Genomic DNA, 26,275 nt, shown 5'->3' with positions numbered 1-26,275 from the left:
GATGATTCGCCCGGCCCCCGTGTCCGGTCGTCAGCGCGTCTTGAACAACTTCCTGAGCCTGAGATAGCAGGGCATGATGATGAACGTACTGATGACCGACCAGTTCTGCCGCAGCTGGATGCCGATGAGCAGGACGAACACGTCCACGCCAATCATGTTCACCAGCAGAACCACCGACAGCAGTTCCGGATTCGACAGGAACAGGATCACCGTGGCGAACACGATGAGTGCGCCCCACTTGCGTGCGAACGGCGTGCTGAAGCGGCTGCGGAGGAAGCCCATCATCCGGCCGCTGCCTGTCCCTGTTCCAGCCAATGCCGTGCCGAACGACGGATTGCCGGATCGGCATCCTGTTCGGCCCTTCGCCACAGGCGCTCACGCTCATCGGGCGCAAGCAGCCCTGCCACTTCCAGGGCAGCATTGCGCACTCGCCAGTGGCCGGTGCCGAAGGCCAGCCGTTCGATGGAATCGTAGGCCTGGGTGGTGCCAAGCAGCGCAGCGAATGTCAGCAGCGACATGCACCCCAGATTCGGCGACGTAATGACCCCGGCAATGCGCTTGGCGGCGACATCGAAGCTGTACTGGTCGGCAAGCTGCTCGTAAGGCGGTACGACCAGAAGGTTCAGCGATATCGACAACTCTTCGCACGGCAACTGGGTGTGAACGTCCTCGCAGGCACGGAAAAGAATGACCTTGCCTCGGGGCAGGGAGGTCTTCTCAAGGTAGTCCAGCGCTACGGGCTCACCGATGTATCCCTGGATCCGATCAGGCTTGCACTCATGGATTTCGGTCCAGTAGCCACTGCCCAGGTAGCCCACCGTCAGCAGCTCGAAGTTGTGATTGTGTGCGTAGTTGTAGGAGTAGAGATTGGAATCGTGGTCCATGCTGCCCGCACGGGCGACCGGCTTCTTCCAGACGTTGGCGCGCACCTTGAACGTCGGGTCGGAGTGCAGAATGATCGACTGGCTGGAAACGCCCATGTTGTCGTTGAAGTAGTCATCACGCTCCAGCAGCGACGAGTTGATGGCCCTGACCAGCAGTTCGCGGTCGTTCGCCAGCGCAGCCAGCAGATCCGATGCGCCGAGGATGCTGTCGTAATCGCCGTATCTGACATGACTGCGGCAATAGGAAACAAGGTCTTCCACACTGGCGGTGCCCTGCACGGCGGGATACAGGCTGAATGCCATGAACGTTTCTCCGCGTCAGTTGAGATGCGCCGCGATGGCGCGTTGCGCTGCGGCAGCGACCGCCGGATGGACATCCCGTGCCGCCTCCAGCAGATGGGGACGGGCATGCTCGAGGTCAATCGCGCACAACCCCTGGAGCGCCGCCCAGCGGACAAAATGCGATTCATCGCGAACGAGCGCTGACAGCGTGGACAGAGATGCCTCCACCGGCAGCACTTCGGTCTGGTGGATGTGCTGCAGCATCGCCGCACCCGCTTGCCGCCGTACCGGGCTGTCATGACTGGCCAGGGCCATCACCGACTGCAGCGACTGCCTGTCGAAGCACCAGATCAACGGCGCGTACACCTTGGGGTACAGCGTGAGCGTCAATGCCGGCGCACGCATCTGTACGTGCGGAATATCCTGGTTCATCAACAGCTCTGCAGACTCGCCCCGGCCCAGGCTGAGCGTACCGCGCTCCACGGCCTTTAGGCCCACCTTGAACGCATCCATCTGCGCGCCCGCGGGAAACCCATAGCGGGTCAACGAGAATTCGGGCCCACTCATGTTGCCGACCAGGCAGTTGAAATTGAGGCTCTGCAGCAGTTGCCCCGAGCGGGGTTTGCGTGCGACCAGCCGCAGCGAATAGTCCCGGGTGTCCATCACCACCCATTCTTCGGCCGTCTTGGACAGCCACTCAGGGTGGACGAGATCCCCGTTGGCAACGGCATGCAGGGTCTCGGCGACGATCAGCGACAACTCCTCCGACCGTAGAAGGCCATCAAATGGTTCGCGGCAGTGGCCGGTCAGGTCCGCAGCGTTCCCCTCTGCCACGCAGGCATCGGCGGCGGCGGCCAGGGCACTGAGCAGGGGGAAGCGCCCCTCGGTCAGGTAGCGTCTGTGTTCATTCATTTTGTCACCATCGGGTAAGCGTTCAACATCCGTTCGTAACGCCACGCGTGCCCGCGCAGAACCCCTCCCCGGAACGGGGAGGGGTCCCGCGGGTGCATGCTTACAGAATGACGACTGCGATGGTGATCACGATCCCGAGCTCGGTGGTCGTATTGGTGGTCGGGGCGACGTCATCCAGCAGATCTTCCAGTACGACAGACTTGCGTTCCATGCTGCATCCTTTTGGCGAGTAGAAGTAAAGAGTTGATTGACCGGGCGTCGTCGCGGTGCGAACCATGCCCGGCCTGATTACATCTACTTGCACACTCAAGGCGCAAACGTTCTGCTGTGCGACGCACAGCAGTGGATGCAAGGTGTACTACAGGTACGTCTCGGCGTTTTCAAGAAGGGCGACGACACTGGCAAGGAATGACACAGGCAGATGCTTTGACAGCAACAGCAGCTTCGCCTCCAACCCGGCGCGCACGCCCCCCATCTCCACCGGCAGTGGAACGTCCTCGCCATGCAGCAACCAGGCTGAGCTCACCTGCATGACCTGGCTCAGTGCACGCAGATGGTCGACACTCGGTGCAAAGCCATTCTCGCGTTCCCAGTGCCCGATTGTTGCGCGATTGACGGCGAGCTTCTGCGCCAGCTCGGTCTGGGACATCCCGACCCCGATCCTGGCAGCACGGATCCTCGCTGCCAGGGAACTCGTCTTACCATCCAAACAGTCTCTCCACTGCTTCCGCATGCGCGGTCTTCGAGACTCTATCAATCCCGGAGCGCGAGTCAAACCGCCGCGCACTGACAGCGGTGCCCGCACCGGGTCGGCCATTGCGCCCTGCACCGCGCGTTCTGCACCAGGAGGGGCACACGCTGCGCGTAGAGCACGTCGGGTATTCCTGGGTGTCGCTGCCGGTCAGCGCGGCGATGTTCTGTCGCGCTGCTCGGCAAGGTGGGCATCGCTGTCGGGCTCCTCCTCCGTGTCGCGCAGGCAGCCATTGATGGCCAGCAGGCGAACCAGCACGTACAGACCGATCGCCTGCAATTCCTCGTTCGGCAGCGTCGACGGATCGAGCTGCCCCGCCGCGTAGTCCTTGAAGGTCACGAAGAAGCGATTCTGCCAATGCCCAGATTCACCCGTCAGGCGCAGATCATCCATCACCACGCGCAGGCCGCCGTCGGGCAGTTCGGCCAGGCTGCACAGCACCGCATCGCGGCGGATCGGGTGGGGCTGGTAGCTGTCCATTGCAGGTGCTCGCGAGTCCGTATGCAGCAATGAACTTACACCGCAGCGCACACTTCCAGCTATCGATCAATGTAAACCATAGCCAGAACATTGAGGTTGACAGACTTCGCCGAGCCACCCACACTGCCGCCCTCGCTCCACGCGTACCCAAGGTCCCGCCATGGCTGCTGCCATCCGCCACGACTGGCAACACGACGAACTGCAGGCCCTGTTCGACCTGCCGTTGCCCGAGCTGCTGTTCCGCGCCGCGGCGGTCCACCGTGAGCACTTCGACCCGGCGCAGGTGCAGGTCTCCACGCTGCTGTCGGTGAAGACCGGCGGCTGCCCGGAAGACTGCGCGTACTGCCCCCAGGCGCAGCGCTACAGCACCGGGGTGAACGCGCAGAAGCTGATGGAGACCGACGCGGTGCTGGCCAAGGCACGCCAGGCCAAGGCCGCCGGTGCATCGCGCTTCTGCATGGGTGCCGCATGGCGTTCGCCGAAGGATCGAGACATTCCGAAGGTCGCGGCGATGATCGCCGGGGTGAAGGCACTGGGTCTGGAGACCTGCGCCACGCTGGGCATGCTCAGCGGCGAACAGGCGCGTGCGCTGAAGGACGCCGGCCTGGACTACTACAACCACAACCTCGACACCGCGCCGGACTACTACGATTCGATCATCCACACGCGCCAGTACCAGGACCGCCTGGATACGCTGGAACACGTGCGCGATGCCGGCCTGAAGACCTGCTGCGGCGGCATCGTCGGCATGGGCGAGACGCGCGCGCAGCGCGTCGGCCTGCTGCTGGCGCTGGCCACGCTGCCGGCGCATCCGGATTCGGTGCCGATCAACAAGCTGGTGCAGGTGGCGGGTACGCCGCTGCATGGCAGCGCCGAACTGGACCCATTCGAGTTCGTGCGCATGATCGCGGTGGCCCGCATCGCCATGCCGCGCTCGATGGTGCGGCTGTCGGCCGGGCGCGAGGCGATGAGTGACGAACTGCAGGCGCTGTGTTTCCTGGCCGGCGCCAACTCCATCTTCTACGGCGACAAGCTGCTGACCACCGGCAACCCGGAAAGCGAGCGCGATCTGGCGCTGTTCGCACGGCTGGGGCTACAGCCGATGGCGGTGCAGGTGGATGCCGAAGGCCACGACCACGGCGGTACCGTGCACGCCGATATCAGTGCCGATACGCCCGGCTGTGGCTGCGCTCACGCGGCCTGAGACGGGCCGCAAGCAGGCGCCGCGGCAACGCGCTACCCTAGCCGCCCCGTCGACGCATTCAGCCACCATGGCCCGCCCCGACCTGACCGCCCGCCTCCACGCCCAGCGCGCCCTGCGCGATGCCCAAGGCCGTCGCCGCCCGCGACGCACGGTCACCCGACGTGATGGCGTGCGCCTGGAAGTGGACGGCCAGTGGCTGACCGGCTTCTGCAGCAACGACTACCTGGGCCTGGCCCAGCAGTTCAGCGTGGTCAACGCGCTGCAGGACGCCGCCGCACGCGAAGGCGCTGGCGCCGGTGCCTCGCACCTGGTCTGCGGCCATCATGTCCTGCATGAGGCGCTGGAACGCGAGGTGGCCGAGTGGCTGGGCTATCCGCGTGCGCTGCTGTTCGGCAGTGGCTTCGCCGCCAATCTGGCGGTGCAGCAGGCACTGCTGAGCGAAGAGAACGATGTCTGCGTACAGGACAAGCTCAACCACGCCAGCCTCCTTGATGCCACCCGGCTGGCCGGTGCGCGCCTGCGCCGCTACCCGCACCTGGATGCGGAAGGCGCGATGCGCCAGCTCAAGCACGCGCCCGATGGCGCGGCCATGCTGGCCACCGATGGTGTCTTCAGCATGGATGGCGACATCGCACCGCTGCGTGCATTGTCGCTTGTGGCACGCCTGCAGCAGGCGCTGTTCTATGTGGATGATGCGCACGGTGTCGGCGTGGTCGGTGATGGCCGTGGTGCCGTGGCCGCCGCCGGGCTGGGCGTGGACGACGTACCGCTGCAGCTGGTCACACTGGGCAAGGCACTGGGCGGTTCCGGTGCGCTGGTGCTGGGCCGCGACGACCTGATCGAGCATCTGGCCGAAACCGCGCGCCCGTACATCTACACCACCGCGGTGCCACCGGCGATGGCCGCTGCTGCGCTTGAAGCAGTGCGCCTGGCGCGCCGCGACCACTGGCGTCGCACAAAGCTGACCGACCTGATCGCGCTGTTCCGCACTGAAGCGCGTCGCCATGGCCTGGGCCTGATGGCTTCGGAAACACCGATCCAGCCGCTGCTGTTCGGCGATGACCGCACCGCCGTGGCGATGTCCACGGCGCTGGAACAGGCCGGCTGGCTGGTCGGTGCAATCCGCCCGCCGACGGTGCCGGAAGGCAAGGCACGCCTGCGCGTGACACTGTCCGCGCTGCATACGCCGGAACAGGTGCGTGGCCTGGTGGAGGCCATCGCCAGCGCGCGCGATCGCGTGACCCTGGCCGTGCGTGAAGCCGCGCCACCGCCGCTGCCCGCTTTTGCCTGAGTTCCGTGTCATTGCCCATGCATATTGACGTCACCGGCCGTGGGCCGGACCTGGTACTGATCCACGGCTGGGCCCTGCAGGGCGGTGTATTCGCGCCGCTGGTGCAGCGCCTGGCAGACCAGTTCACCCTGCACCTGGTCGACCTGCCCGGCCATGGCCACAGCCGCGACGACACCACGCCGCTGCGCCTGCCGTTCGTGGTCAGTGCCATTGCCGCGGCCACACCCCCGGCGGTGTGGTGCGGCTGGTCGCTGGGCGGTCTGTTCGCGCTGCACGCTGCCGCGACGCTGCCGAAGGTGCGCGGGCTGGCGATGATCGCGGCCACGCCACGCTTCGTGCGTGGCGAAGACTGGCCGCATGCAGTGGAACCGGCGGTGTTCGAGCAGTTCGGGCGCGAGCTGGCCACCGACTTCGGCGGCACCCTGGAACGCTTCCTCGCGCTGGACGTGATGGGCTCGGCACACGCCCGCGAGGAGCTGCGCATCCTGCGGCAGCGCCTGGTCGAGCGCGGTGCGCCCACCGAACGCGCCCTGCTGGAAGGCCTGCGCCTGCTGGAGAGCACCGACCTGCGCGGGGCACTGCCGACGCTGGGCAAGCCCAGCCTGTGGATCGCCGGCCAGCGCGACCGCCTGGTGTCACCGGTCGCCATGCAGGCCGCTGCGGCGCTGGCCCCGGGTGCGCAGGCGCTGACCATCGCCCACGGCGGCCATGCGCCCTTCCTCGGCCATGCCGACGAAGTGGCCGCCGCCCTGCAACACTTCGTTGCCGGCCTGTCGCCGGCCGATGGCGGACAATGAGCCCCCTCCGAATTCCGCAGGATTGACGCATGGATCTGGGTATCAACGGCCGCTGGGCACTGGTCTGCGGCGCGAGCAAGGGGCTGGGCCTGGGCTGCGCGCGTGCGCTCGTACGCGAGGGCGTGAACGTGGTGATCGTGGCGCGTGGCGAGGCTGCACTGAAGGTCGCCGCCGACGAACTGCGTGCACTGCCCGGTGCCGCTGAGGTGCGCGCCGTCGCCGCCGACGTCACCACCGAGGCCGGCCGCACTGCGGCGCTGGCCGCCTGCCCGCAGGTGGACATCCTGGTCAACAATGCCGGTGGTCCGCCGCCCGGTGATTTCCGCAATTTCGAACGCGACGACTGGATTGCCGCGCTGGACGCCAACATGCTGGCGCCGATCGCGCTGATCCGCGCCACCGTCGACGCGATGGTCGAGCGCGGCTTCGGCCGCATCGTCAACATCACCTCGTCGGCGGTGAAAGCCCCGATCGACATCCTGGCGTTGTCCAACGGCGCGCGCAGTGGCCTGACCGGTTTCGTCGCCGGCCTGGCGCGCCGCACCGTGGCCCACAACGTCACCATCAACAATCTGCTGCCCGGCCAGTTCGACACCGACCGCCTGCGCGCCAACTTCGCCCACAGTGCGGGCAAGGACGGCGATGCCGGCGAAGTCGCCGAACGCCGCCGCCAGCAGATTCCCGCCGGCCGCTTCGGCACGCCTGACGAATTCGGCGCCGCCTGCGCCTTCCTGTGCAGTGCACAGGCCGGTTACCTCACCGGGCAGAATCTGCTGATCGACGGCGGCGCCTACCCCGGTACGTTCTAAGAGAGTTCGCAATGCCGTCCCACTTCGATGCCCACCATGTCCGTCGCGCGTTCGCGCGTGCCGCCACCAGTTACGACGCTGCCGCCGCCCTGCAGCGCGAGGTGCAGTCGCGGCTGATCGAATCGCTGGACTACCTTGAGGCACGCAAGCCCGAGGTGGTGCTGGACATCGGCGCCGGCACCGGCCATGCAAGTGCGTTGATGAAGAAGCGCTGGCCGAAGGCGCAGGTGATCGCGCTGGACGTGGCGCTGCCGATGCTGGACCAGGCCAAGCGCCAGGCCGGCTGGTGGAAGCCGTTCCAGCGCCTGTGCGGCGACGCCGCTGCGCTGCCGCTGGCCGACAACAGCGTGGACGTGATCTTCAGCAACCTGTGCCTGCAGTGGGTGGACGACCTGCCGGCGGTGTTCGCCGGGTTCCGCCGTGTGCTCAAGCCCGGTGGCCTTCTGGTGTGCTCCACCTTCGGCCCGGAAACGCTGATCGAACTCAACGAAGCCTTCGCCGCCGCCGATGACCGCCCGCACGTCAGCCGCTTTGCACAGATCGCCCAGTTCGGTGATGCGCTGATGATGGCCGGCTTCCGTGACCCGGTGCTGGACCGCGATCTGTTCACCCTGACCTACGACGACCTGCCCTCGTTGATGCGCGAACTGCGCGCGATGGGCGCGACCAATGCGCGGGTGGACCGCCGCCATACGCTGACCGGGCGTGGTCGTTTCGCCGCTGCCGCCGCTGCATACGAGCCGATGCGCCGTGCCGACGGCAAGCTGCCCAGCAGCTGGGAAGTGATCTATGCCCACGCCTGGGCACCGGACCCGGGCGCGCCGATCCGCGAAGGCGGGCATGACGTCGCCTCGGTGCCGGTGTCGGCGATTCCAATCCGGCGCAAGCAGACCTGATCGAAAGCCGCCGGGCATGGCCCGGCGCTACCGGGCGCGCGATAGGGGCCGCGCCGGGTGCACCAATGGTAGCGCCGGGCCATGCCCGGCGAGCGCAGCGGCGCGGCAGCCGCTCAGGTATTGGCCGGCGAGCTCAGCGGCGGGCGCACCAGGTCGCGGTGGAAGAAGTAGATTTCCTGCACCAGGAAGCGCCAGCTGGTGTGGAAGCTGCGGAAGCGCGTGCTGGGCGTGGACGAGGCCAGCGCATCGATGCCCAGCGCCTTGCTCAGGCGCAGCGCGCGCGCCATGTGCAGCGGGTCGCTGACGATGATCACCCGGTGCAGGTCGCGCTGGTCCATCAGTCGCTTGGCTTCCACCAGGTTCTGCACGGTGTTGCGCGACGCGGTCTCGATCAGGATCGCATCGTCCGGCACGCCATGCTTCAGCGCATAGCGCCGCGCCACCTGCGATTCGGAGAAGCGCGCACCGGTGCCGCCATAGCCGCCGGTGAAGATCAGCAGCGGCGCGTACTGGGCCTCGTACAGGTCTAGTCCATGCCGGATACGTTCTTCGAACACCGGCGATGGCTTGGCGTCATAGGCGGCCGCACCCAGCACGATGATGGCATCGGCCTTGGCGGCCTGGTCGCGCTCGCCGACCCAGACGATCCAGGCGGTCACGCCCAGCAGCCAGATCACCAGCAGGACAAACAGCCGCCACAGCCAGCCCAGCAGGCCGGTGCGGGGCCGGTGCCGGTCGCGGCTCATGGCGCGCCCCAGCGCAGCGCAGGCAGGTCGACATTGCCACCAGACAGCACCAGGCCCACGCGCAGGCCGGCGAAGCGCTGTGGCTGTGCCAGCACGGCAGCGAGCACGGTGGCCGACGACGGCTCGACCACCTGCTTGAGCACCTCCCACAGCAGGCGCATCGCCGCCATCGTCGCGGTGTCATCAACCACGATCACCTCGGCACCTGCCGCGCGCAGCAGTTCGAAATTCGGCGCGCCGATCAGGGTACGCAGTCCATCGCAGATCGTGTCCGGGGCGAACGCGCCCTGGCGCTCGCCAGCGGCCAGCGAGCGCGCGGTATCGTCGGCTCCGGCTGGCTCGGCCAGCACCAGGCGGGTCTGCGGGCTGGCGTGCTGCAGCGCCAGCGCAGTACCGCTGGCCAGGCCACCGCCGCCCACCGGCACCACCAGCACATCGAACGGGCCGTCGCTGTGCAGCAGTTCCAGGGCCGCAGTGCCCTGCCCGGCCATCACCGCCGGGTCCGTATAGGGATGCACCAGGGTCGCGCCGGTATCGGCCTGCACCCTGGCACAGGTGGCCTCGCGGTCGGCGATGGTCGGCGGACAGCGCCAGAGCGTGGCGCCGTGGCGGGCGATGTTCGCCAGCTTGGCGGCCACCGCCCCTTCCGGCACCACCACATGGCAGGGGATGCCCCGGGTGCGTGCGGCCAGGGCCAGCGCGGCACCGTGGTTGCCGGAGGAATGGGTCACCACGCCAGCGATGGCACGATCAGCATCAAGCGACCACACCGCATTGCAGGCACCACGGAACTTGAATGCGCCACCGCGCTGCAGGTGCTCGGCCTTGAACGCCAGCTGTGCGCCGGCCAGCGCATCGAGCGTGCGCGAGCGCAGCACCGGCGTCACGCTGGCGTGCGGGGCGATCCTCGCCGCAGCAAGCAGGACGTCATCGGCGCGGGGCAACAGTGAATCGCTCATGACGCAAGATTAACGTATGGCTTCGCGCTGGCGACCGGGACACAGGTCATGCCAGCATGCAGCCCTACGCCTCCATTCATCCTGGCCGGCGGAATTAAGGGCCGATTCAACGCTGGCGCCCGAAGCTGACTGCACACCCGTCCTCTGGGGGGACCCACCATGAAAATGCGCCTGATGCTTGCCGGTGGCCTGCTGCTGGCCCTGACCGGCTGCACCACCTACGACTATGTCGGCGGCGGCCGCAGCGGCAGCTACTACCACGGTGCGCCGTCGGTGGAGTACCGCTACCCGGCCGGCTATCCCTACAACTACGGCTACCCGTACTACGGTGGCTATGGCGGCTATTACGGCGGCTATGGCAACCCGTACTACTCGCGCCCGATCTACCGCCCGCCGCACAACCATCGCCCGCCGCCGCGCCCGGGCAATGGTGGCGAGCACCGTCCGCCGCCGCCGTCGCGACCGTCGTACAACGGTGGTTCGCCGTGGCGGAACATGGACTCGATGCGCCGCCCGCCGCAGTCGAACGCACAGCCGCCGGCGCCCGCGCCGCAGGCCCGCCCGGCCCCGGCACCGAGTGCGCCGAGGATGAACGGTTCCCCCTGGCGCAACATGGATCGTGCGACGCAGCGCACAGTTGAGCGCTGAACCGTCTTGCATTTCACACGGTCTAAGCCGCACTCTACGCGGACAGTGACGGCCCGCGTCACAAAGTGACAAAAACGACACGGGCCGCCGCAAAAAGCTCTACGTCGATATCCGACAGGAACATCTGGATCCCCCCTGTTCCGGCCCTGTCGGATGTCGGCACCTCTGAAGGCAGACGGCCCCGCAATGCGGGGCCGTTTGTTTTGTCAGGTCGCCAACCGGCGAAGGCCCCAGCTTCAGTGGATCCACGCCATGCGTGGATGGCGCCTTCCCGACAGCCCCAAAAAAACAGGGCCGGACAGTCCCCCGACTGCCGGCCCTCTGCTCCCCCACCGTGCGCCTGTACCGGCCCCTGTTCCAATTCCGGTCACGGGCGCCTACGGCGCCAGCCACGATGGGTGCTATTGGGTTATCTGCAAAAATCCTGCCAACTTTAGGGCCGATTTCGCCACCAACTGGCCGGCGCCGGCGTCCGGACCCCGAATGGCGCTAAAATCGCCACCCCGGCGGCGCCCCCGGCCGCGCCTGCCCCAAGCTGAACAGCCCCCATGAACCCGTCCTTCCATCGTTACGACGTCATCGTCATCGGCGGTGGCCACGCCGGCACCGAAGCCGCGCTGGCCGCGGCCCGCACCGGCGTGCGCACCCTGCTGCTGACCCACAACATCGAAACGGTGGGCGCGATGAGCTGCAACCCGGCCATCGGCGGCATCGGCAAGGGCCACCTGGTCAAGGAGATCGACGCCCTGGGCGGTGCGATGGCGCATGCCGCCGACCGCGCCGGCATCCAGTGGCGCACGCTCAACGCATCGAAGGGCCCGGCCGTACGTGCCACCCGCTGCCAGGCCGACCGCAACCTGTACCGCATGGCGATCCGCGCCATCGTCGAAGGCCAGGCCAACATGACGGTGTTCCAGGCCGCGGTCGATGACCTGGTCATCGAAGGCGATGCCGTGCGCGGGGTCATCACCCAGACCGGCCTGCGCTTCGACGCCGAGGCCGTGGTGCTGACCGCCGGCACCTTCCTGGCCGGCAAGATCCATGTCGGCCCGACCCAGTACGCCGCCGGCCGCATGGGCGACCCGCCGGCCACCACGCTGGCGGCGCGCCTGCGCGAGCGCCCGTTCCAGGTGGACCGCCTGAAGACCGGCACGCCGCCGCGCATCGACGGCCGCTCGCTGGACTACAGCGTGATGGATGAGCAGCCCGGCGACTCGCCGCGCCCGGTGATGTCCTTCCTCGGTTCGGTGGACGAGCATCCGCAGCAGGTCAGCTGCTGGATCACCCACACCACCGAACAGACCCACCAGATCATTCGCGACGCGCTGCACCGCTCGCCGCTGTACAGCGGCCAGATCGAAGGCATCGGCCCGCGCTACTGCCCGTCCATCGAGGACAAGGTGGTGCGCTTCGCCGAAAAGGCCAGCCACCAGATCTTCGTCGAACCCGAAGGCCTGGGCATCGTCGAGATCTACCCCAACGGCATCTCCACCTCGCTGCCGTTCGACGTGCAGCTGGAGATGGTGCGCAGCATCCGCGGCTTCGAGAACGCGCACATCACCCGCCCCGGCTACGCCATCGAGTACGACTTCTTCGATCCGCGCGGGCTGAAGGCCTCGCTGGAAACCAAGCTGGTGAACGGCCTGTTCTTCGCCGGCCAGATCAACGGCACCACCGGCTATGAAGAAGCCGCCGCGCAGGGCCTGCTGGCCGGCCTCAACGCTGCACGCCAGGTGCGCGGGCTGGACAGCTGGTGCCCGCGCCGCGACGAGGCGTACCTGGGCGTGCTGGTGGATGACCTGATCACCCACGGCACCAACGAGCCGTACCGCATGTTCACCAGCCGCGCCGAGTACCGCCTGCAGCTGCGCGAGGACAATGCCGACCAGCGCCTGACTCCGGCCGGCCGTGAGATGGGCCTGGTGGATGACCGCCGCTGGAACGCGTTCGAGACCAAGCAGGCCGCCGTCGCCGCCGAGCGCGCACGCCTGGGTGCACTGTGGGCAACCCCGGCCAATGCGCTGGGCCGCGAAGTGCAGGACACGCTGGGCGTGGCGGTCAGCCGCGAGACCAGCGTGCTGGACCTGATCAAGCGCCCCGAGCTGGACTACGCGCAGCTTATGCAGGTGCCGTCGCTGGGCCCGGCCGTGGCCGACGCCAAGGTGGCCGAGCAGGTGGAGATCGGCGTGAAGTACGCCGGCTACCTGGACCGCCAGCGCGAGGAGATCGAGCGCCAGCAGCGGCATGAAGCCACGCCGATCGCCGAAGCCTTCGATTACGCGGCGGTGCGCGGGCTGTCGGCCGAAGCGCTGCAGAAGCTGGAGCGCGTGCGCCCGCAGACCATCGGCCAGGCGCAGCGCATTCCGGGCATGACCCCGGCGGCAATCTCGCTGCTGCTGGTGCACCTGGAGCGTGCACGCCGCGGCCGCGTGGCGTAACGCGGGATCGGTGGATGCCATCCACCAATGCGGCGCGCGATCCGTTCTGGCAGGTGTCGACCTTGGTCGACACGGATGCATGAGGCATTCCGGCAGTTGCGGGTGGCGGGGTCGCCATTGGCCGAGCGCGTATCATCGTCGCGGACGCCCTGATTTCCGGAGACATCGATGAACCCGCTGCGCCCCTTCCGCGACAAGATGCCCGTCCTCGGCGAGCGCGTGTACATCGACCCGTCGTGCACGATCATCGGTGACGTGGAGCTGGGCGAGGACGTCTCGGTGTGGCCGGGCACGATCATCCGCGGTGACGTCAACTACGTGCGCATCGGCGCACGCACCAACGTGCAGGACGGCACCATCATCCACGTCAGCCACCACAGCCCCTACAACAAGGCCGGCTACCCGACCCTGATCGGCGAAGGCGTGACCGTCGGCCACGGCTGCATCATCCACGCCTGCACCATCGGTGATTACAGCCTGATTGGCATGGGTGCCTGCATCCTCGACGGCGCGCGGGTCGAGCGCCATGGCTTCGTCGGCGCCGGTGCCGTGGTCGGCCCGGGCAAGGTGGTCGGCGAAGGCGAGCTGTGGGTAGGCAACCCGGCCCGCCCGGCACGCACGCTGAGCGACAAGGAAATCGAGGCGCTGCACTACTCGGCCGACCACTACGTGCGGCTGAAGGACGAATACCTGGGCTGAGCGCCCAACGCCGCCATGCGGCTCTGCTAAAGTCTGGGCCCGACCAGGACCTGTCGAGACCCCCATGCCTGTGGCTGCCTGCCGGAGAGGACTCCGGCGCCCACAACGAAGGCCATCACGCTGATGGCCGCACCGATGCTCGATACCTACCGCGAGGTGGTAACGCCGGAGGGTGTGCCGCTGCAGTTGCCTGCAGCCGGCCCGGTACCGAGGGCGATGGCCTGGCTGGTCGATCTCGGCGTGCGCATCGCGGCACTGGTGCTGATGTCGATTCCGCTGGCACTGCTGGACCAGTTCGGCTCCGGCCTCTACCTGGTGCTGATGTTCCTGGTCTACTGGGCCTACCCGATCGTCTGCGAAGCAGTGTGGGGACGCACCCTGGGCAAGCGTGCGCTGGGGCTGCGCGTGCTGTCCCGCGATGGCGCGCCGGCAGGCTGGATGGCGGCGATCACCCGCAACCTGCTGCGCACGGTGGACATGCTGCCCTTCGGCTATGCGCTGGGCCTGATCAGCAGCCTGTTCGATCCGCATGGCCGCCGTCTGGGCGACCTGGTGGCGGGCACTGTGGTGGTGCATGCACCCGCGCTGTACCTGCCACCGCCGCCGACCATCGGCAGCGTGCTGGCCCCGCCGCAGCCCCTGCGACCAGAGGAACAGGCCGCGCTGATGGCCTTCGCCGAGCGCGCGCCACGCTTGTCGGCGGCGCGCCAGCAGGAGCTGGCCGGTATTGCCGAGCCACTGACCGGCACCCACGGCCAAGTCGGCGTGTTGCGCCTGTATGCGATGGCCAACTGGCTGCTGGGGCGGCGATGAAACAGGAGCAGTTCGTCGCCCGCTACCAGCAGGAATGGCAGGACCTGGAGCAGTGGCTGCTGCTGCGTGCCGGCGCCTCACGCCGCACGCGCCGCAAGGCCAGCGGCCTGGCACTGGACGACACTACCTTCCCGCAGCGCTACCGGCGGCTGTGCCAGCAGCTGGCGCTGGCCCGCGAGCGCGGCTACAGCCCGCAGCTGGTGCAGCGCCTGCAGCAGCTGATGCAGCAGGGCCACAGCGTGCTGTACCGCACGCCGCCGACACGTTGGCGGGGTGCCCTGGAGTTCCTGGTGGCCGACTTCCCGCTGCTGGTGCGCAGCCAGGCGCGCAGCATGTGGGTAGCGCTGGCGATGTTCGCGCTGCCGGCGGTGGCCTGCTTCGTGCTGGTGCAGGTCTATCCGGACCTGATCCACATGCTGATGGACAACCGCCAGATCGCAGAGATGGAGCGCATGTACGATCCCGCCGCCGAGCGCCTGGGGCGTGACAGCGGCACCGACTGGATGATGTTCGGCCACTACATCATGAACAACATCAGCATCGCCCTGCGCACCTTCGCCAGCGGACTGCTGGCCGGGCTGGGCACGCTGCTGGTGCTGCTGTTCAACGGCGTGATCATCGGTTCAGTGGCAGGCCACCTGCAGCACATCGGCCATGGCGACCCGTTCTGGCGCTTCGTGGTCGGCCACGGCGCCTTCGAGCTGACTGCGATCGTGATCGCTGGCGGTGCCGGCCTGCAGCTGGGCATGAAGCTGCTGGCGCCGGGCCGGCGCAGCCGCCTGGATGCACTGGTCGACGGCGGCCGCATCGGCGCGCGGCTGTGCCTCGGCGTCGCCTTCATGCTGTTGGTGGCCGCCTTCATCGAAGCCTTCTGGTCATCGATCGCCGAAGTACCTGCATGGGGCAAGTTCAGCGTGGCCGGTGTGTTGTGGGCCGGCGTGCTGCTGTGGCTGTGGCGCGGCGGACGTGGAGCTGGCCATGCGCATTGACCACCTGGACGTGGCGCTGCGTGCCCGCAGTGGCTGGGAAGCGATGGAGCTCGGCACCGCGCTGTCCCGCCGTCACGCGCGCGCGCTGTGGGGCAGCTGGCTGCTGGCCAGTGCACCGCTGTTCGTGATCTTCAACGCGCTGGGCTGGTGGCTGGATGCCTTCGGCTGGGCCTGGCTGGCGATGTGGTGGTGCAAACCGCTGTTCGAACGTGCGCCGTTGTATGTGCTGTCGCGCGGCATCTTCGGTGAACCAGTCGGCACGCTGGCCGCGCTGCGTGCGCAACGTCACTGGGGCAACAGCGGCTTCTGGGGCTACCTGGGTTGGCGTCGTTTCAGCGTGCTGCGCAGCCTGTGCCTGCCGGTGAACCTGCTGGAAGGCAACACACCGGGCCAGCGCGGCCCACGTCGTCGTGCAGTGGCAGCCGGCGCAGCGGGCGCGGCACTGGTACTGACCGTGACCTGCATGGCGTTCGAAGCCGTGCTGGTGTCCGGCGCGATCGGTGCGGTGTTCATGTTCATGCCACTGGAGCTGATGTCCGAATCATGGCGCGCCGCATGGGACATGATCGGCCAGGACACACCCGCATGGGCACGGCTGGGCTTCAACCTCGCGTGCTGGCTGGCCTCGGTGCTGATCGGCCCGTTCTTCGTCGGTGCGGGCTTTGGCCTGTACTTGAACCGGCGCACGCAGATGGAAGCCTGGGATGTGGAGATCGCCCTGCGCCGCCTGCGCGAGCGGCTGCTGCCGGCGGCATCGACGCTGGCCCTGCTGCTGTGCCTGGCACTGCCGCTGGTCTCCGCACCGGTGCATGCGCAGGACACAGACGCCGAGCCCGAACGCGCCATGGGCAAGCCCAACGACCGTGGCATCGACGCCGAGGAAGGCGACGAAGCACCGACCATCGACCCGGGCAACACCCCGGCAACGATCTTCGGCGGTACGCCGGTGGACACCGCCGGTTTCCGTCAGGCAGTGAACCGCGCCTATCAAGACCCGCTGCAGCGCCCGACCCGCCAGGTCACCCGCTGGAAGCCGATCGAACAGGCCGAGGAAGAGAAGAAGGAAGACAAGCAGCTGCAGCGTGACACCAACAGCAACGGTGAACGCAAAGCACGCAAGGACGGCATCGCCTGGCTGGCGCGGCTGGCCGAATGGGGCCTGTGGGGGCTGCTCGGCGTCCTGCTGCTGGTGCTGCTGCTGACCGCACGGCTGTGGCTGCCGTGGCTGCGGGGCAGTGGCCGACGCAAGGCCGAGGCCGCACCGCCGGTGGTGGAGGAACAGGTGGAGTTGCCGGTGGTGCTGCCGCCGGACGTGGCCACCCAGGCCGGCCTGCTCTGGGACCAGGGCCGGCCGCGGCAGGCGCTGGCCCTTCTGTACCGCGCCAGCGTGCGCACGGTGGGCGAGCGCAGCGGTATCGCGCTTCCACCCGGTGCCACCGAAGCGCAATGCCTGCGCGCGTCGCGGCGCATGCCCGAGGCCAGCGACCGTGACCTGTTCGCGCGCATCGTGCGCATGTGGCAGTACGCCGCCTACGGTGGCCGCCTGCCCAGCCGCGCCGATTTCGATGCATTGGCCGATACGCTGCGCCAGCAGTACCGGTGGCAGGCATGAGCCCGCGCCTGTTCTGGTCGCTGCTGCTCGGTGCATTGGTGCTGGTCGGTGTACCGCTGACGATCCTTTACCTGCGCACGCATGAGCGGGTGACCGAGACCGTGCAGCTGCCGCCGCAGGGCGAAGCTGGCTACAACCCGCTGTACGTGCTCGGCCAGGCCCTGCGCGCCGACGGCATTGACGTGCACTCGCGGCCACGGCTGGAACTGCGGCAAATGACGCTGGGGCCGCACGACACGGTGGTGCTGCTGCAGGACAGCAGCGAACTGCCGCCGCCCGTCGCCAGCGCGCTGCTGGACTGGGTCGATGGGGGCGGCCACCTGCTGGTGCGGACGCCGCCACCGGCCGAGGACGATGCCGGCAGCACGCAGGGGCCCCTGCTGGATCAGCTGGGCGTGGACAGCCTGTTCCAGCGCAGCGACTGCCAGCCGTTCCATGTCGACGACGATCCTGGTCACGTTGAGTTCTGTGGAGGCCGCCGCTTCACCCTGGGTTTTGCCGCCAGTGCACAGGCCGAACGTCGCTGGGGCGGTGACCGTGACCTGGTGTTCGCGCGCCTGCGCCATGGCGAGGGCAAAGTGAGCGTGCTGGCGGACATGGAGTTCCTGCGCGGTGATGTCGACTCGCCTGCCGCGCGCCTGGCCGCGGCCGCCGGCGGTGCCAGCGATGGCCTGCACGACAAGGCTCACCGCGACCTGACCCGCTATCTGCTCGATCCGAACTACGGCAAGGGTGCGGTCTGGCTGATCTACGCCAGCCGCCCGCCGTCGCTGTGGTCGCGCATGTTCTACCAGGGCTGGCCACTGTGGGCGCCACTGCTGCTGGCCCTGCTGGGCTGGTTGTGGGGCCGCTCGCAGCGCTTCGGCAGCCTGCTGCCGTCACCGGTACTGGAACGCCGTTCGCTGCTGGAACACGTGCGTGCCAGTGGTGAACTGCTGCTGCGTTTCGGCCACGGTACGCGCCTGTACGAGGCCGTACTCGCCCTGTTCCTGCACCGCCTGCGCCTGCGCGCACCGGTTGCGGCCGCACTGGATGGTGCGCCACGCGATCAGGCCATCGCCGAGCTGCTGAAGTGGCCTCAAGGCCGCGTTGCCAGCGCGCTCACGCCCCCTCCGCCGCACGATTCCTCCGCCCTGCGCGAGCGCATCCGCTTGCTGCTCCAGATGAGATCCCTGCTATGACCGAAGTCCCCGAGCTGCCGGCGGCCGCCAACGCCCGCCTGATCGAACGCGTCGATGCCATCCGCACCGCCGTCGGACACGCCTTCATCGGCCAGGCCGATGTGCTGGACCAGATTCTGGTGGCCCTGCTGGCCGGCGGCCACGTGCTGATCGAAGGCGTGCCCGGGCTGGGCAAGACGTTGCTGGTGCGCGCGCTGGCCCAGGCCCTGGAGCTGGACTACGGTCGCGTGCAGTTCACCCCCGACCTGATGCCCAGCGACGTCAGCGGCCACGCGGTGTACGACCCGAAGAGCGAGAGCTTCAAGATCCGCCGCGGCCCGGTGTTCACCAATCTGCTGCTGGCCGATGAGATCAACCGTGCACCGGCCAAGACCCAGTCGGCGCTGCTGGAAGTGATGCAGGAAGGCCAGGTGACCATCGAAGGCAAGGCCTTCACCCTGGCGCCGCCGTTCATGGCGCTGGCCACGCAGAACCCGCTGGAGCAGGAGGGCACCTACCCGCTGCCGGAAGCGCAGCTGGACCGTTTCCTGCTGAAGGTGCTGATCGACTATCCGCAGCTGGAGGACGAGAAGCGCATGGTGACCGCGATCACCAGTGGTCGTGCTGCCAGCGATTTCGACCTGAGCCAGGTGCCGCGCGTGCTCGGTGCCGGCGAGTTGCTGGAACTGCAGCGTGCCACTGCGGCGATCACCGTCGATGACGAAGTGATCGACTACGCGGTGCGCATCGTTGCCGCCACCCGGCAGTGGCCGGGTATCGCGGTCGGTGCCGGCCCCCGTGGCAGCATCGCGCTGGTGCGTGCTTCGCGCGCGCAGGCGGTGCTGGCCGGCCGTGATTTCGTCACTCCGGATGATGTGCGCGACATCGCACGCCCGGCGCTGCGCCACCGCATCGCGCTGGCCCCGGAACTGCAGATCGAAGGCCAGGACGCCGACGACGTGCTGGGCGCGCTGCTGGCCAAGGTGGAAGCGCCGCGCCGATGAGGCCGGCCCCGCTGCTGCTGGCGCTGCTGCTGGCCTGGGCCGCCTCGGGTGGCCTGGTGCTGGGCGGGTTGCTGCCGCGCTGGAGCTGGGCGCTGGCGGCACTGGCGATTGCCGTGCCGGCGTTGATGGATCTGTGGCGGCAGTCGCGGCGTCCGTCGCCGCAGGTGCAACGCGAACTGCCCGAAGCGCTGGCACTGGGCGTGCGCCGCGATGCCGCGCTGCGGCTGCAGGCAGACACGTCGATGACGGTGCAGGTGTTCGACCTGGTGCCCGGCGGCTGGCCGCTGGAATCGCTGCCGCAGCGCGTGCGCCTGCAGGCCGGCAGCGCCTCCACCCTGCACTATCACCTGCACCCGCTGCAGCGTGGGCACTTCCGCTTTGAAGGCGTGCACCTGCGCATGCGCTCGCCGTGGCGCCTGTGGTGGCAGCAACGCACCCTGCCACCGGCGCTGGACGTGCGCGTCTACCCGAACTTCGTGCCGCTCACCCGCTTCGCGCTGTTCAGTGCGGACCAGGCCTCACGGCTGGTGGGTGCGCACGTGAAACGCCGGCGTGGCGAAGGCACCGACTTCCACCAGATGCGCGAGTACCGCGTGGGCGACAGCCTGCGCCAGCTCGACTGGAAGGCCACGGCACGGGCACGCAAACTGGTCTCGCGTGAGTACCAGGACGAGAAGAACCAGCAGCTGCTGCTGATGCTCGACAGTGGCCGGCGCATGCTGGCCAGCGAAGGCGGGCTCTCGCATTTCGACCACGCCTTGAACGCTTCGCTGGTGGTGGCGTACCTGGCGCTGCGCCAGGGCGACGCCGCCGGCCTGTTTGCTGCCGGTGGCGAGCGCCGCTGGGTGGCGCCGCAGCGTGGCATGGGCACGGTCGAGCACCTGTTGCGTGCCAGCTACGACCTGCAGCCGCGCGCGGTGGCCACCGACTACCTGGCCGCCGCCACCGAGGTATCGCTGCGCCAGCGTCGGCGCGCGCTGGTGATGCTGGTCAGCAACGTGCGCGACGAGGACATCGAAGACCTGCTGGCGGCAGTGCGCCTGCTGCAGCGGCGCCACCTGGTATGCGTGGCCAGCCTGCGCGAGCGCGAGCTGGACGGCGTGCTGGACAGCGAAGTGCAGACACTGGAAGACGCCACCCAGGCCGGTGCCGCCGCACTCTACCTGCAGCAGCGCGCGAAGGCGCACGAGGCACTGCGCAGCGAGAAGGTGATGGTGCTGGACGTGACCGCCGATGCCCTGCCCGCAGCGCTGGTGGAGCGCTACCTGGCAGTGAAGCGCGAAGGGTTGTTGTAGCCCTGCGCTTGACCGGAGCCGAGCGTGGGCTCGGCTCTACGGAACAACACGTGTAGAGCCGAGCCCATGCTCGGCTGCCGTATCAGCGCTCACCCAACAACCGCCGCTCCAACCGCTCCACCGCGCGCTGCAGCAGCACCCGGTTGCGGGCCAGCTTCATCCACTGCGGCAGGCGCGAGAACATGGATCGGTGATGGCCGCTGCCTTCGCGCAGTCTGGCCGCGGCGTAGTCGTGCAATGCCTGCAGGTGCTCGGCGTTATACGCCCACAGCAGGCCAGCCGAGGTTTTTTCCACCAACCTCAAAGGCAGGCCGAAGTCCGGGTCGATGGCTTCGTTGCCAAGCCACCGCGACCGGGTGACCTCGACATCGCTGCTGCGCCCACATTGGCTGCAGTCCGCAGCCATGGTCCGCAGCGGCGGGGTGGCACGGGCACGACGTACCTCGATGCGTACCCACTGGTGGCCGCAATAACCACACGGCCGGTAACCGCTGTAGCGCACCGGTCCTACCCAGTCTCCGGAGCCACAGCGGCTGCAACCGCAGCCGCCGTTCAATGCCTGGCTGCAACCCAGGCACCGGAAGCGGCGTGAATCAGGCGTACCTACCACCCAACCCGGCGTGTCACATCGATTGCAACGCACCGCCACCCGGTCTGCATAGCGCAGCAGAGAGTGACCGTCGTCCCGGTGGCGCCCTGCCACCATCAGACGTAGATCCGCGTCGGCGCCTCATCAACGATTGCGTGCGGCACGAAGCGCGCACTGTCGCGGGTGATCGCGCTGTCGTCCTCGCGGATACCGATGCCGCAGGCGTGGCCACCGATCACCCAGCTGCCGATCAGCGGGTAGCCGCCTTCGAAGCGGGTCAGCGGATGCGCGCGCTGGATGATCGCCGGGCCGTCGTAGGGACCGTCGCTGCGCTGGGTGCTGCCATCGGCCAGGTGCATCTCGATGTTCGCGCCTTCGCGCGAGAACAGCGGCTTGCGCACCCAGCCCGAGGCCAGCATGCTGCCGTCATCGAAGTGCGCTTCCAGCAGGTTCGGATGGCCCACGTTGCGCTGCCACAGCAGCGGCAGGATGCCCTTGTTGCTCAGCACCGCCTTCCACGCCGGTTCCAGCAGCTGCATGCCCGAACCGGGCAGCGCGCGACCGAATTCCTCGGCCATCAGGTCTTCCAGCGGGTACAGCTTGAACAGCGTGCCGATCACCGAATCATCCAGCGCGGTGAAGCGGCCGTCCTCGGACAGACCGATGTCCTCGATGGCGATGGCCTGGCCATGCAGGCCGGCCTGCGAGGCGCAGTCGCGCAGGTACTCGACCGTGCCACGGTCTTCCTCCGAACTGCCCACCGCGCTGAAGTACAGCGGCGGCGGCAGCTGTGAAGCCAGTTCGCCGAAACGCTCGACCAGCGCCTCGTGGATCGCATTGAACTGGTCGGCGTGCTGCGGCAGGCGACCGGCGTTGCGCTGGTCTTCCAGCCACTGCCACTGGAAGAAGCTGGCCTCGAACAGCGAGGTCGGCGTGTCGTAGTTCAGTTCGTACAGCTTGGCCGGGCCGGTACCGTCGTAGGCCAGGTCCAGGCGCCCGTACAGGTTTGGCTGGCGCTGGCGCCAGCTGTCGGCGATCCAGTCGCGGTAGTGCGACGGAATCGCCAGCTGGTCCATTAACCGTTCACTGGCGATGACATCGCCCACCAGGTCCAGCGCCATCTGGTGCAGCTCGGCGCTGGGGTCTTCGATGTCCTGTTCGATCTGGCGCAGGGTGAAGGCGTAGTACGCGCTTTCATCCCAGTACGGCTGGCCGTCGATGGTGTGGAAGCGGAAACCCGCCTCTTCCGCGCGTACCCGCCACTGGGCACGCTCGGCAATCCGGATGCGCTGCATGGGTCGATCAGCCGCCGTAGCTGCCGCTGGTGCTGCGGCGTGCGCTGGTGTTGCCGAAGCCACCACGGCTGGCAGTGACCGCACGGTTCGGCTCGCTGGTGACCGGCGCCAGGCCAGCCTTGCCGGCACCGATGCCGCTGGCGGTGTTCAGGCCACCGGTGCCGCCCGGTGCCGGGCGCGCCCAGCCAGCGTTCTTGTCCTGGTAAGCCGGTGCCGACGCCGGCGCCTGCGGGGCGAGGCCGCCGCGGTTGCTCAGCATCTGCGACATGAAGAAGCCCATCATCATCGGGCCGATGAACGAGGTACCCGCCGAAGTGTGCTGCTGCACGCACTGTTCCGGCTTGTAGTCCTTCTCGCAGGCTTCCTTGCTGGCGTACTTCGGCGCCGCATCGGCGGCCTGCTTCTGCGCTTCGGCGAAGGCATTGCGGCACGACGACGGATCGCCGGTGGCCTCGGTGCAGGCTTCCACCGAGGTGTACAGGCCTTCCTGCACCTTCACCTCCGGCTCCTTCTGGCAGGCGGTGAACAGCAGCGGCGCGGCGCTCATCAGCAGCAGCGCGGTGGTGCGGGAACGTTTCATGGCCTCATGCCCTGTCGACGGATCAATGCCCCAATGATGCCAAATCCGGGCCAGCAACCGGAATCGGCAAAGTGGGAAAGATGAACGGCCTTTCATTTTCGTCGTTCCCCATCATCCACGCGTGGCGTGGATCCATCGTGTCGACCAAGGTCGACACCTACCACGAGCAACGCAGAGCGCCGGCCCCGACAGATCGCGGGAAACTGTCGAAGGCGGGGTGGGTCCGCTGGCGGGGGTGTCCGCGGCATGGATGCCGCGGCCAAGCCCCCAAGGAAGGGTTTACGGCGTCCCCCGCCAGCGGACCCACGCCGCCTCCCGCAGGAAGCCCGCTGTTGCTTCGGCTGTTGCTTCGGCGGGTGCTTCGGCGGGTGCCGGGCGCAGCCCGGCCGGACCACCTCCGGTGGTTGCAGCAGCAACCGAAAAAATTGGCCATGATCGGCTGACTCCCACGTCGTACGGCCCGCCCGTTCCGCCAGCCATGCCCGAATACCGTTCCCGCACCTCCACCGCCGGCCGCAACATGGCCGGCGCCCGCGCCCTGTGGCGTGCCACCGGCATGAAGGACGGCGACTTCCACAAGCCGATCATCGCCATCGCCAACTCCTTCACCCAGTTCGTGCCCGGCCACGTGCACCTGAAGGACCTCGGCCAGCTGGTCGCGCGCGAGATCGAACAGGTCGGCGGCGTCGCCAAGGAATTCAACACCATCGCCGTGGACGACGGCATCGCGATGGGCCACGACGGCATGCTGTATTCGCTGCCCAGCCGCGAGATCATCGCCGACGCCGTGGAGTACATGGTCAACGCGCACTGTGCCGACGCACTGGTGTGCATCAGCAACTGCGACAAGATCACCCCCGGCATGCTGATGGCCGCGCTGCGCCTGAACATCCCGGTGGTGTTCGTGTCCGGCGGGCCGATGGAAGCGGGCAAGACCAAGCTGTCCGAGCACAAGCTGGACCTGGTCGATGCAATGGTGGTGGCCGCCGATGACAGCGCCTCCGACGAGAAGGTGGCCGCATTCGAGCGCAGCGCCTGCCCTACCTGCGGCTCCTGCTCGGGTATGTTCACCGCCAACTCGATGAACTGCCTGACCGAGGCGCTGGGCCTGTCACTGCCCGGCAACGGCACCACGTTGGCCACCCACGCCGACCGTGAGGCGCTGTTCCGCCGTGCCGGGCGCCTGATCGTCGAACTCTGCCATCGCTGGTATGGCGGCGAAGACCCGAGCGCGCTGCCGCGCGGCATCGCCACCCAGGCCGCGTTCGCCAATGCAATGACCCTGGATATCGCCATGGGCGGTTCCACCAACACCATCCTGCACCTGCTGGCCGCCGCGCAGGAAGCGGAGGTCGACTTCGACCTGACCCACATCGACGCGCTGTCGCGGCGCGTACCGCAGCTGTGCAAGGTGGCGCCGAATACGCCGAAGTACCACATCGAGGACGTGCACCGCGCCGGCGGCGTGTTCGGCATCCTCGGTGAACTGGAGCGCGCCGGCCTGCTCGAAACCACGGTGCCGACCGTACACAGCACCAGCCTGGCCGAAGCGCTGGAACGCTGGGACGTGGTGCGCAATGACAACGACACCCTGCACACCTTCTTCAAGGCAGGCCCGGCCGGCATTCCCACCCAGGAGGCCTTCAGCCAGGCCACGCGCTGGCCGACGCTGGACGTGGACCGCGCCGAAGGCTGCATCCGCTCGCTGCAGCACGCGTACTCACTGGAAGGCGGCCTCGCCGTGCTGCGCGGCAACCTGGCCGTCGATGGCTGCGTGGTGAAAACCGCCGGCGTGGACGAGTCGATCCACGTGTTCGAAGGCCCTGCGCGCGTCTATGAAAGCCAGGACGCGGCCGTCGCCGGCATCCTCGCCGACGAAGTGCAACCCGGCGAGGTGGTGGTGATCCGCTACGAAGGCCCGAAGGGTGGCCCGGGCATGCAGGAAATGCTGTACCCGACCAGCTATCTGAAGTCGAAGGGGCTGGGCAAACAGTGCGCGCTGCTCACGGATGGCCGCTTCTCCGGCGGCACCTCGGGCCTGTCGATCGGCCACGTCTCGCCGGAGGCCGCCAGCGGCGGTGTCATCGGCCTGGTGGAAGATGGCGACCGCATCCGCATCGACATCCCTGCCCGCCGCATCGATCTGCTGCTGGACGAGGCCGTGCTGGCCCAGCGCCGCAGCGACGCCGATGCGCGTGGTTGGAAGCCGCGCGAAGCACGCCCGCGCAAGGTCACCAGCGCACTGAAGGCCTACGCACTGCTGGCGACCAGCGCCGACAAGGGCGCCGTCCGCAACACCGCTCTGCTCGGCGATTGATGAAGAGGGGTCGGATCCCTTTCGCAGAAAGGGCTCCGACCCCGGCACAGCATTCCAGTCACTGTGGGTCGCAATGATGGTCCAGCCGTCATGTGACTCGCCGCGCGTGCAATCGCGCCGTGACAGTCCGATCTTCGAGGTTGCCGGCCAGCGGCCGGCACTACCCGGACGATCTGCTACGGTGCCGGGGTACTCACTGACACGGAGGTTGTGATGACGTTGCTTTCGCTTGCCCTGGCCGCTGCGCTGGGCGCCGCACCCGAACCGTCGAAGGCGCCGGACTGCAGCTACGACCGCGATGCGATGCTGGCGATGGAACCGGATGCGTTCGACCAGGACCTGGAAGGCGGCTGGCGACCGCTGGCCGAGCGCGGTTGCCAGCGCGAAGCGGCCGATCTGCTTGCCGCCTACAGCGCCCTGCCCAAGGCGGCGGGCAACACCACCATCATCTGGCACGAAGGCCAGCTGCGCGCCGAGCTCGGGCAGACGGCCCAGGCGATTGCGCTGATGCAACGCACCTACAAGCCTAAGGACAAGGATCCCGGTTACTGGAATGCCTACGTGGACGGCACGGTTGCGTTCCTGCAGCACGACCGTGCGGCACTGGAAAAGGCCCGCGCGGCGCTGGTCGCGATTCCCACACCGGAGGGTTTCGCCGGGGCGTTGAAGGATGGGCGCTACCACTTCACGACCGCAGGCGGGCAGAAGGTGGATGTGGCCTGGCCACCGAACCTGGACGTGCTCGATGGCTTCCTGCGCTGCTTTGATCGCGATTACCACAACGCCTATGGCAACCAGGCCTGCCGGAAGCCGGAGGGCGGTTGA

At 68.0% G+C, this 26,275-nt stretch carries 26 protein-coding genes; 16 read left to right on the top strand and 10 right to left on the bottom strand.

Annotation, left to right across the window (positions count from 1 at the left end):
* Positions 1 to 30 precede the first annotated feature (30 nt).
* From AC5P8C_RS05825 to AC5P8C_RS05805, 5 genes are all read right to left on the bottom strand, one after another.
* A complete protein-coding gene (locus AC5P8C_RS05825) occupies positions 31 to 285 on the bottom strand; it encodes a hypothetical protein (RefSeq protein WP_026347213.1) in 255 nt (84 codons plus the stop codon).
* A complete protein-coding gene (locus tag AC5P8C_RS05820; protein ID WP_019661637.1) occupies positions 282 to 1,187 on the bottom strand; it encodes a hypothetical protein in 906 nt (301 codons plus the stop codon). Before AC5P8C_RS05820 ends, AC5P8C_RS05825 begins: the two co-directional genes overlap by 4 nt.
* A gap of 15 nt (positions 1,188 to 1,202) precedes the next feature.
* Positions 1,203 to 2,078: a HEAT repeat domain-containing protein gene (locus AC5P8C_RS05815; protein ID WP_495218432.1), complete on the bottom strand. Its 876-nt coding sequence runs from the start codon at positions 2,076 to 2,078 to the stop codon at positions 1,203 to 1,205.
* 358 nt (positions 2,079 to 2,436) lie between these two features.
* Complete coding sequence (locus tag AC5P8C_RS05810) at positions 2,437 to 2,811, bottom strand: helix-turn-helix domain-containing protein (RefSeq protein ID WP_019661639.1); 375 nt, start codon at positions 2,809 to 2,811, stop codon at positions 2,437 to 2,439.
* 168 nt (positions 2,812 to 2,979) lie between these two features.
* Entirely contained in the window at positions 2,980 to 3,309 is a 330-nt protein-coding gene (locus AC5P8C_RS05805; protein ID WP_495218431.1) for a hypothetical protein, read from the bottom strand.
* A gap of 160 nt (positions 3,310 to 3,469) precedes the next feature.
* Between AC5P8C_RS05805 and bioB the strand changes: the two genes are divergently transcribed.
* The 5 genes from bioB to bioC all read left to right on the top strand — a co-directional run bounded on the left by bioB (position 3,470) and on the right by bioC (position 8,306).
* Positions 3,470 to 4,513, top strand: coding sequence for a biotin synthase BioB (bioB, locus tag AC5P8C_RS05800; RefSeq protein WP_019661641.1), 1,044 nt, complete (start codon positions 3,470 to 3,472; stop codon positions 4,511 to 4,513).
* A 67-nt stretch (positions 4,514 to 4,580) separates the two neighbouring features.
* Positions 4,581 to 5,804, top strand: a complete 1,224-nt coding sequence (gene bioF, locus AC5P8C_RS05795) for an 8-amino-7-oxononanoate synthase (protein WP_495218430.1) — start codon at positions 4,581 to 4,583, stop codon at positions 5,802 to 5,804.
* A gap of 17 nt (positions 5,805 to 5,821) precedes the next feature.
* Positions 5,822 to 6,601, top strand: coding sequence for a pimeloyl-ACP methyl ester esterase BioH (gene bioH / locus AC5P8C_RS05790; protein WP_019661643.1), 780 nt, complete (start codon positions 5,822 to 5,824; stop codon positions 6,599 to 6,601).
* Positions 6,602 to 6,630: 29 nt separating this feature from the next.
* A complete protein-coding gene (locus AC5P8C_RS05785; RefSeq protein ID WP_495218429.1) occupies positions 6,631 to 7,410 on the top strand; it encodes an SDR family oxidoreductase in 780 nt (259 codons plus the stop codon).
* 11 nt (positions 7,411 to 7,421) lie between these two features.
* The gene (gene bioC / locus AC5P8C_RS05780) at positions 7,422 to 8,306 is read left to right on the top strand and encodes a malonyl-ACP O-methyltransferase BioC (RefSeq protein ID WP_329846233.1); all 885 of its coding nucleotides are present in this window, start codon (positions 7,422 to 7,424) and stop codon (positions 8,304 to 8,306) included.
* Between the two features lie 113 nt (positions 8,307 to 8,419).
* On the opposite strand, the gene AC5P8C_RS05775 is transcribed toward bioC, so the two are convergent.
* Both AC5P8C_RS05775 and AC5P8C_RS05770 read right to left on the bottom strand, forming a co-directional pair.
* Positions 8,420 to 9,064 carry a YdcF family protein gene (locus AC5P8C_RS05775; protein WP_026347214.1) on the bottom strand — a complete coding sequence of 215 codons (645 nt, stop codon included), beginning with the start codon at positions 9,062 to 9,064 and terminating at the stop codon, positions 8,420 to 8,422.
* The gene (locus tag AC5P8C_RS05770) at positions 9,049 to 10,011 is read right to left on the bottom strand and encodes a pyridoxal-phosphate dependent enzyme (protein ID WP_495218428.1); all 963 of its coding nucleotides are present in this window, start codon (positions 10,009 to 10,011) and stop codon (positions 9,049 to 9,051) included. The genes AC5P8C_RS05775 and AC5P8C_RS05770 overlap by 16 nt, the downstream gene beginning before the upstream one ends.
* Positions 10,012 to 10,170: 159 nt before the next feature.
* On the opposite strand from AC5P8C_RS05770, the gene AC5P8C_RS05765 reads away from it, so the two are divergent.
* From AC5P8C_RS05765 to AC5P8C_RS05725, 9 genes are all read left to right on the top strand, one after another.
* A complete protein-coding gene (locus AC5P8C_RS05765; RefSeq protein ID WP_053443681.1) occupies positions 10,171 to 10,659 on the top strand; it encodes a hypothetical protein in 489 nt (162 codons plus the stop codon).
* A gap of 548 nt (positions 10,660 to 11,207) precedes the next feature.
* Positions 11,208 to 13,097, top strand: a complete 1,890-nt coding sequence (gene mnmG / locus AC5P8C_RS05760) for a tRNA uridine-5-carboxymethylaminomethyl(34) synthesis enzyme MnmG (protein ID WP_495218427.1) — start codon at positions 11,208 to 11,210, stop codon at positions 13,095 to 13,097.
* Between the two features lie 168 nt (positions 13,098 to 13,265).
* A complete protein-coding gene (locus tag AC5P8C_RS05755) occupies positions 13,266 to 13,796 on the top strand; it encodes a gamma carbonic anhydrase family protein (RefSeq protein WP_019661650.1) in 531 nt (176 codons plus the stop codon).
* Positions 13,797 to 13,919: 123 nt separating this feature from the next.
* Positions 13,920 to 14,609 carry an RDD family protein gene (locus AC5P8C_RS05750; protein ID WP_019661651.1) on the top strand — a complete coding sequence of 230 codons (690 nt, stop codon included), beginning with the start codon at positions 13,920 to 13,922 and terminating at the stop codon, positions 14,607 to 14,609.
* Positions 14,606 to 15,598 carry a stage II sporulation protein M gene (locus AC5P8C_RS05745; protein WP_019337015.1) on the top strand — a complete coding sequence of 331 codons (993 nt, stop codon included), beginning with the start codon at positions 14,606 to 14,608 and terminating at the stop codon, positions 15,596 to 15,598. Before AC5P8C_RS05750 ends, AC5P8C_RS05745 begins: the two co-directional genes overlap by 4 nt.
* Positions 15,588 to 17,210 carry a DUF4129 domain-containing protein gene (locus AC5P8C_RS05740; RefSeq protein ID WP_495218426.1) on the top strand — a complete coding sequence of 541 codons (1,623 nt, stop codon included), beginning with the start codon at positions 15,588 to 15,590 and terminating at the stop codon, positions 17,208 to 17,210. The genes AC5P8C_RS05745 and AC5P8C_RS05740 overlap by 11 nt, the downstream gene beginning before the upstream one ends.
* Positions 17,207 to 18,391, top strand: a complete 1,185-nt coding sequence (locus tag AC5P8C_RS05735; RefSeq protein WP_495218425.1) for a DUF4350 domain-containing protein — start codon at positions 17,207 to 17,209, stop codon at positions 18,389 to 18,391. Before AC5P8C_RS05740 ends, AC5P8C_RS05735 begins: the two co-directional genes overlap by 4 nt.
* A complete protein-coding gene (locus AC5P8C_RS05730) occupies positions 18,388 to 19,374 on the top strand; it encodes an AAA family ATPase (protein WP_014648782.1) in 987 nt (328 codons plus the stop codon). Before AC5P8C_RS05735 ends, AC5P8C_RS05730 begins: the two co-directional genes overlap by 4 nt.
* Positions 19,371 to 20,669, top strand: a complete 1,299-nt coding sequence (locus AC5P8C_RS05725) for a DUF58 domain-containing protein (protein ID WP_495218424.1) — start codon at positions 19,371 to 19,373, stop codon at positions 20,667 to 20,669. The genes AC5P8C_RS05730 and AC5P8C_RS05725 overlap by 4 nt, the downstream gene beginning before the upstream one ends.
* Before the next feature lie 82 nt (positions 20,670 to 20,751).
* On the opposite strand, the gene AC5P8C_RS05720 is transcribed toward AC5P8C_RS05725, so the two are convergent.
* The 3 genes from AC5P8C_RS05720 to AC5P8C_RS05710 all read right to left on the bottom strand — a co-directional run bounded on the left by AC5P8C_RS05720 (position 20,752) and on the right by AC5P8C_RS05710 (position 23,133).
* Entirely contained in the window at positions 20,752 to 21,075 is a 324-nt protein-coding gene (locus tag AC5P8C_RS05720; RefSeq protein ID WP_342662206.1) for a hypothetical protein, read from the bottom strand.
* 299 nt (positions 21,076 to 21,374) lie between these two features.
* Positions 21,375 to 22,553 (bottom strand): glutathionylspermidine synthase family protein, encoded by a 1,179-nt coding sequence (locus AC5P8C_RS05715; protein WP_495218423.1) that lies wholly within the window; start codon positions 22,551 to 22,553, stop codon positions 21,375 to 21,377.
* Positions 22,554 to 22,560: 7 nt separating this feature from the next.
* Positions 22,561 to 23,133 (bottom strand): DUF1190 domain-containing protein, encoded by a 573-nt coding sequence (locus AC5P8C_RS05710; protein WP_005420172.1) that lies wholly within the window; start codon positions 23,131 to 23,133, stop codon positions 22,561 to 22,563.
* A gap of 478 nt (positions 23,134 to 23,611) precedes the next feature.
* Between AC5P8C_RS05710 and ilvD the strand changes: the two genes are divergently transcribed.
* Positions 23,612 to 25,450 (top strand): dihydroxy-acid dehydratase, encoded by a 1,839-nt coding sequence (gene ilvD, locus AC5P8C_RS05705; protein WP_495218422.1) that lies wholly within the window; start codon positions 23,612 to 23,614, stop codon positions 25,448 to 25,450.
* 213 nt (positions 25,451 to 25,663) lie between these two features.
* Positions 25,664 to 26,275, top strand: a complete 612-nt coding sequence (locus tag AC5P8C_RS05700; protein ID WP_019661658.1) for a hypothetical protein — start codon at positions 25,664 to 25,666, stop codon at positions 26,273 to 26,275.

The sequence above is a fragment of the Stenotrophomonas sp. YJH_SMC_46 genome (assembly GCF_059370315.1).
This window is presented reverse-complemented; position numbering and strand designations above follow the sequence as displayed.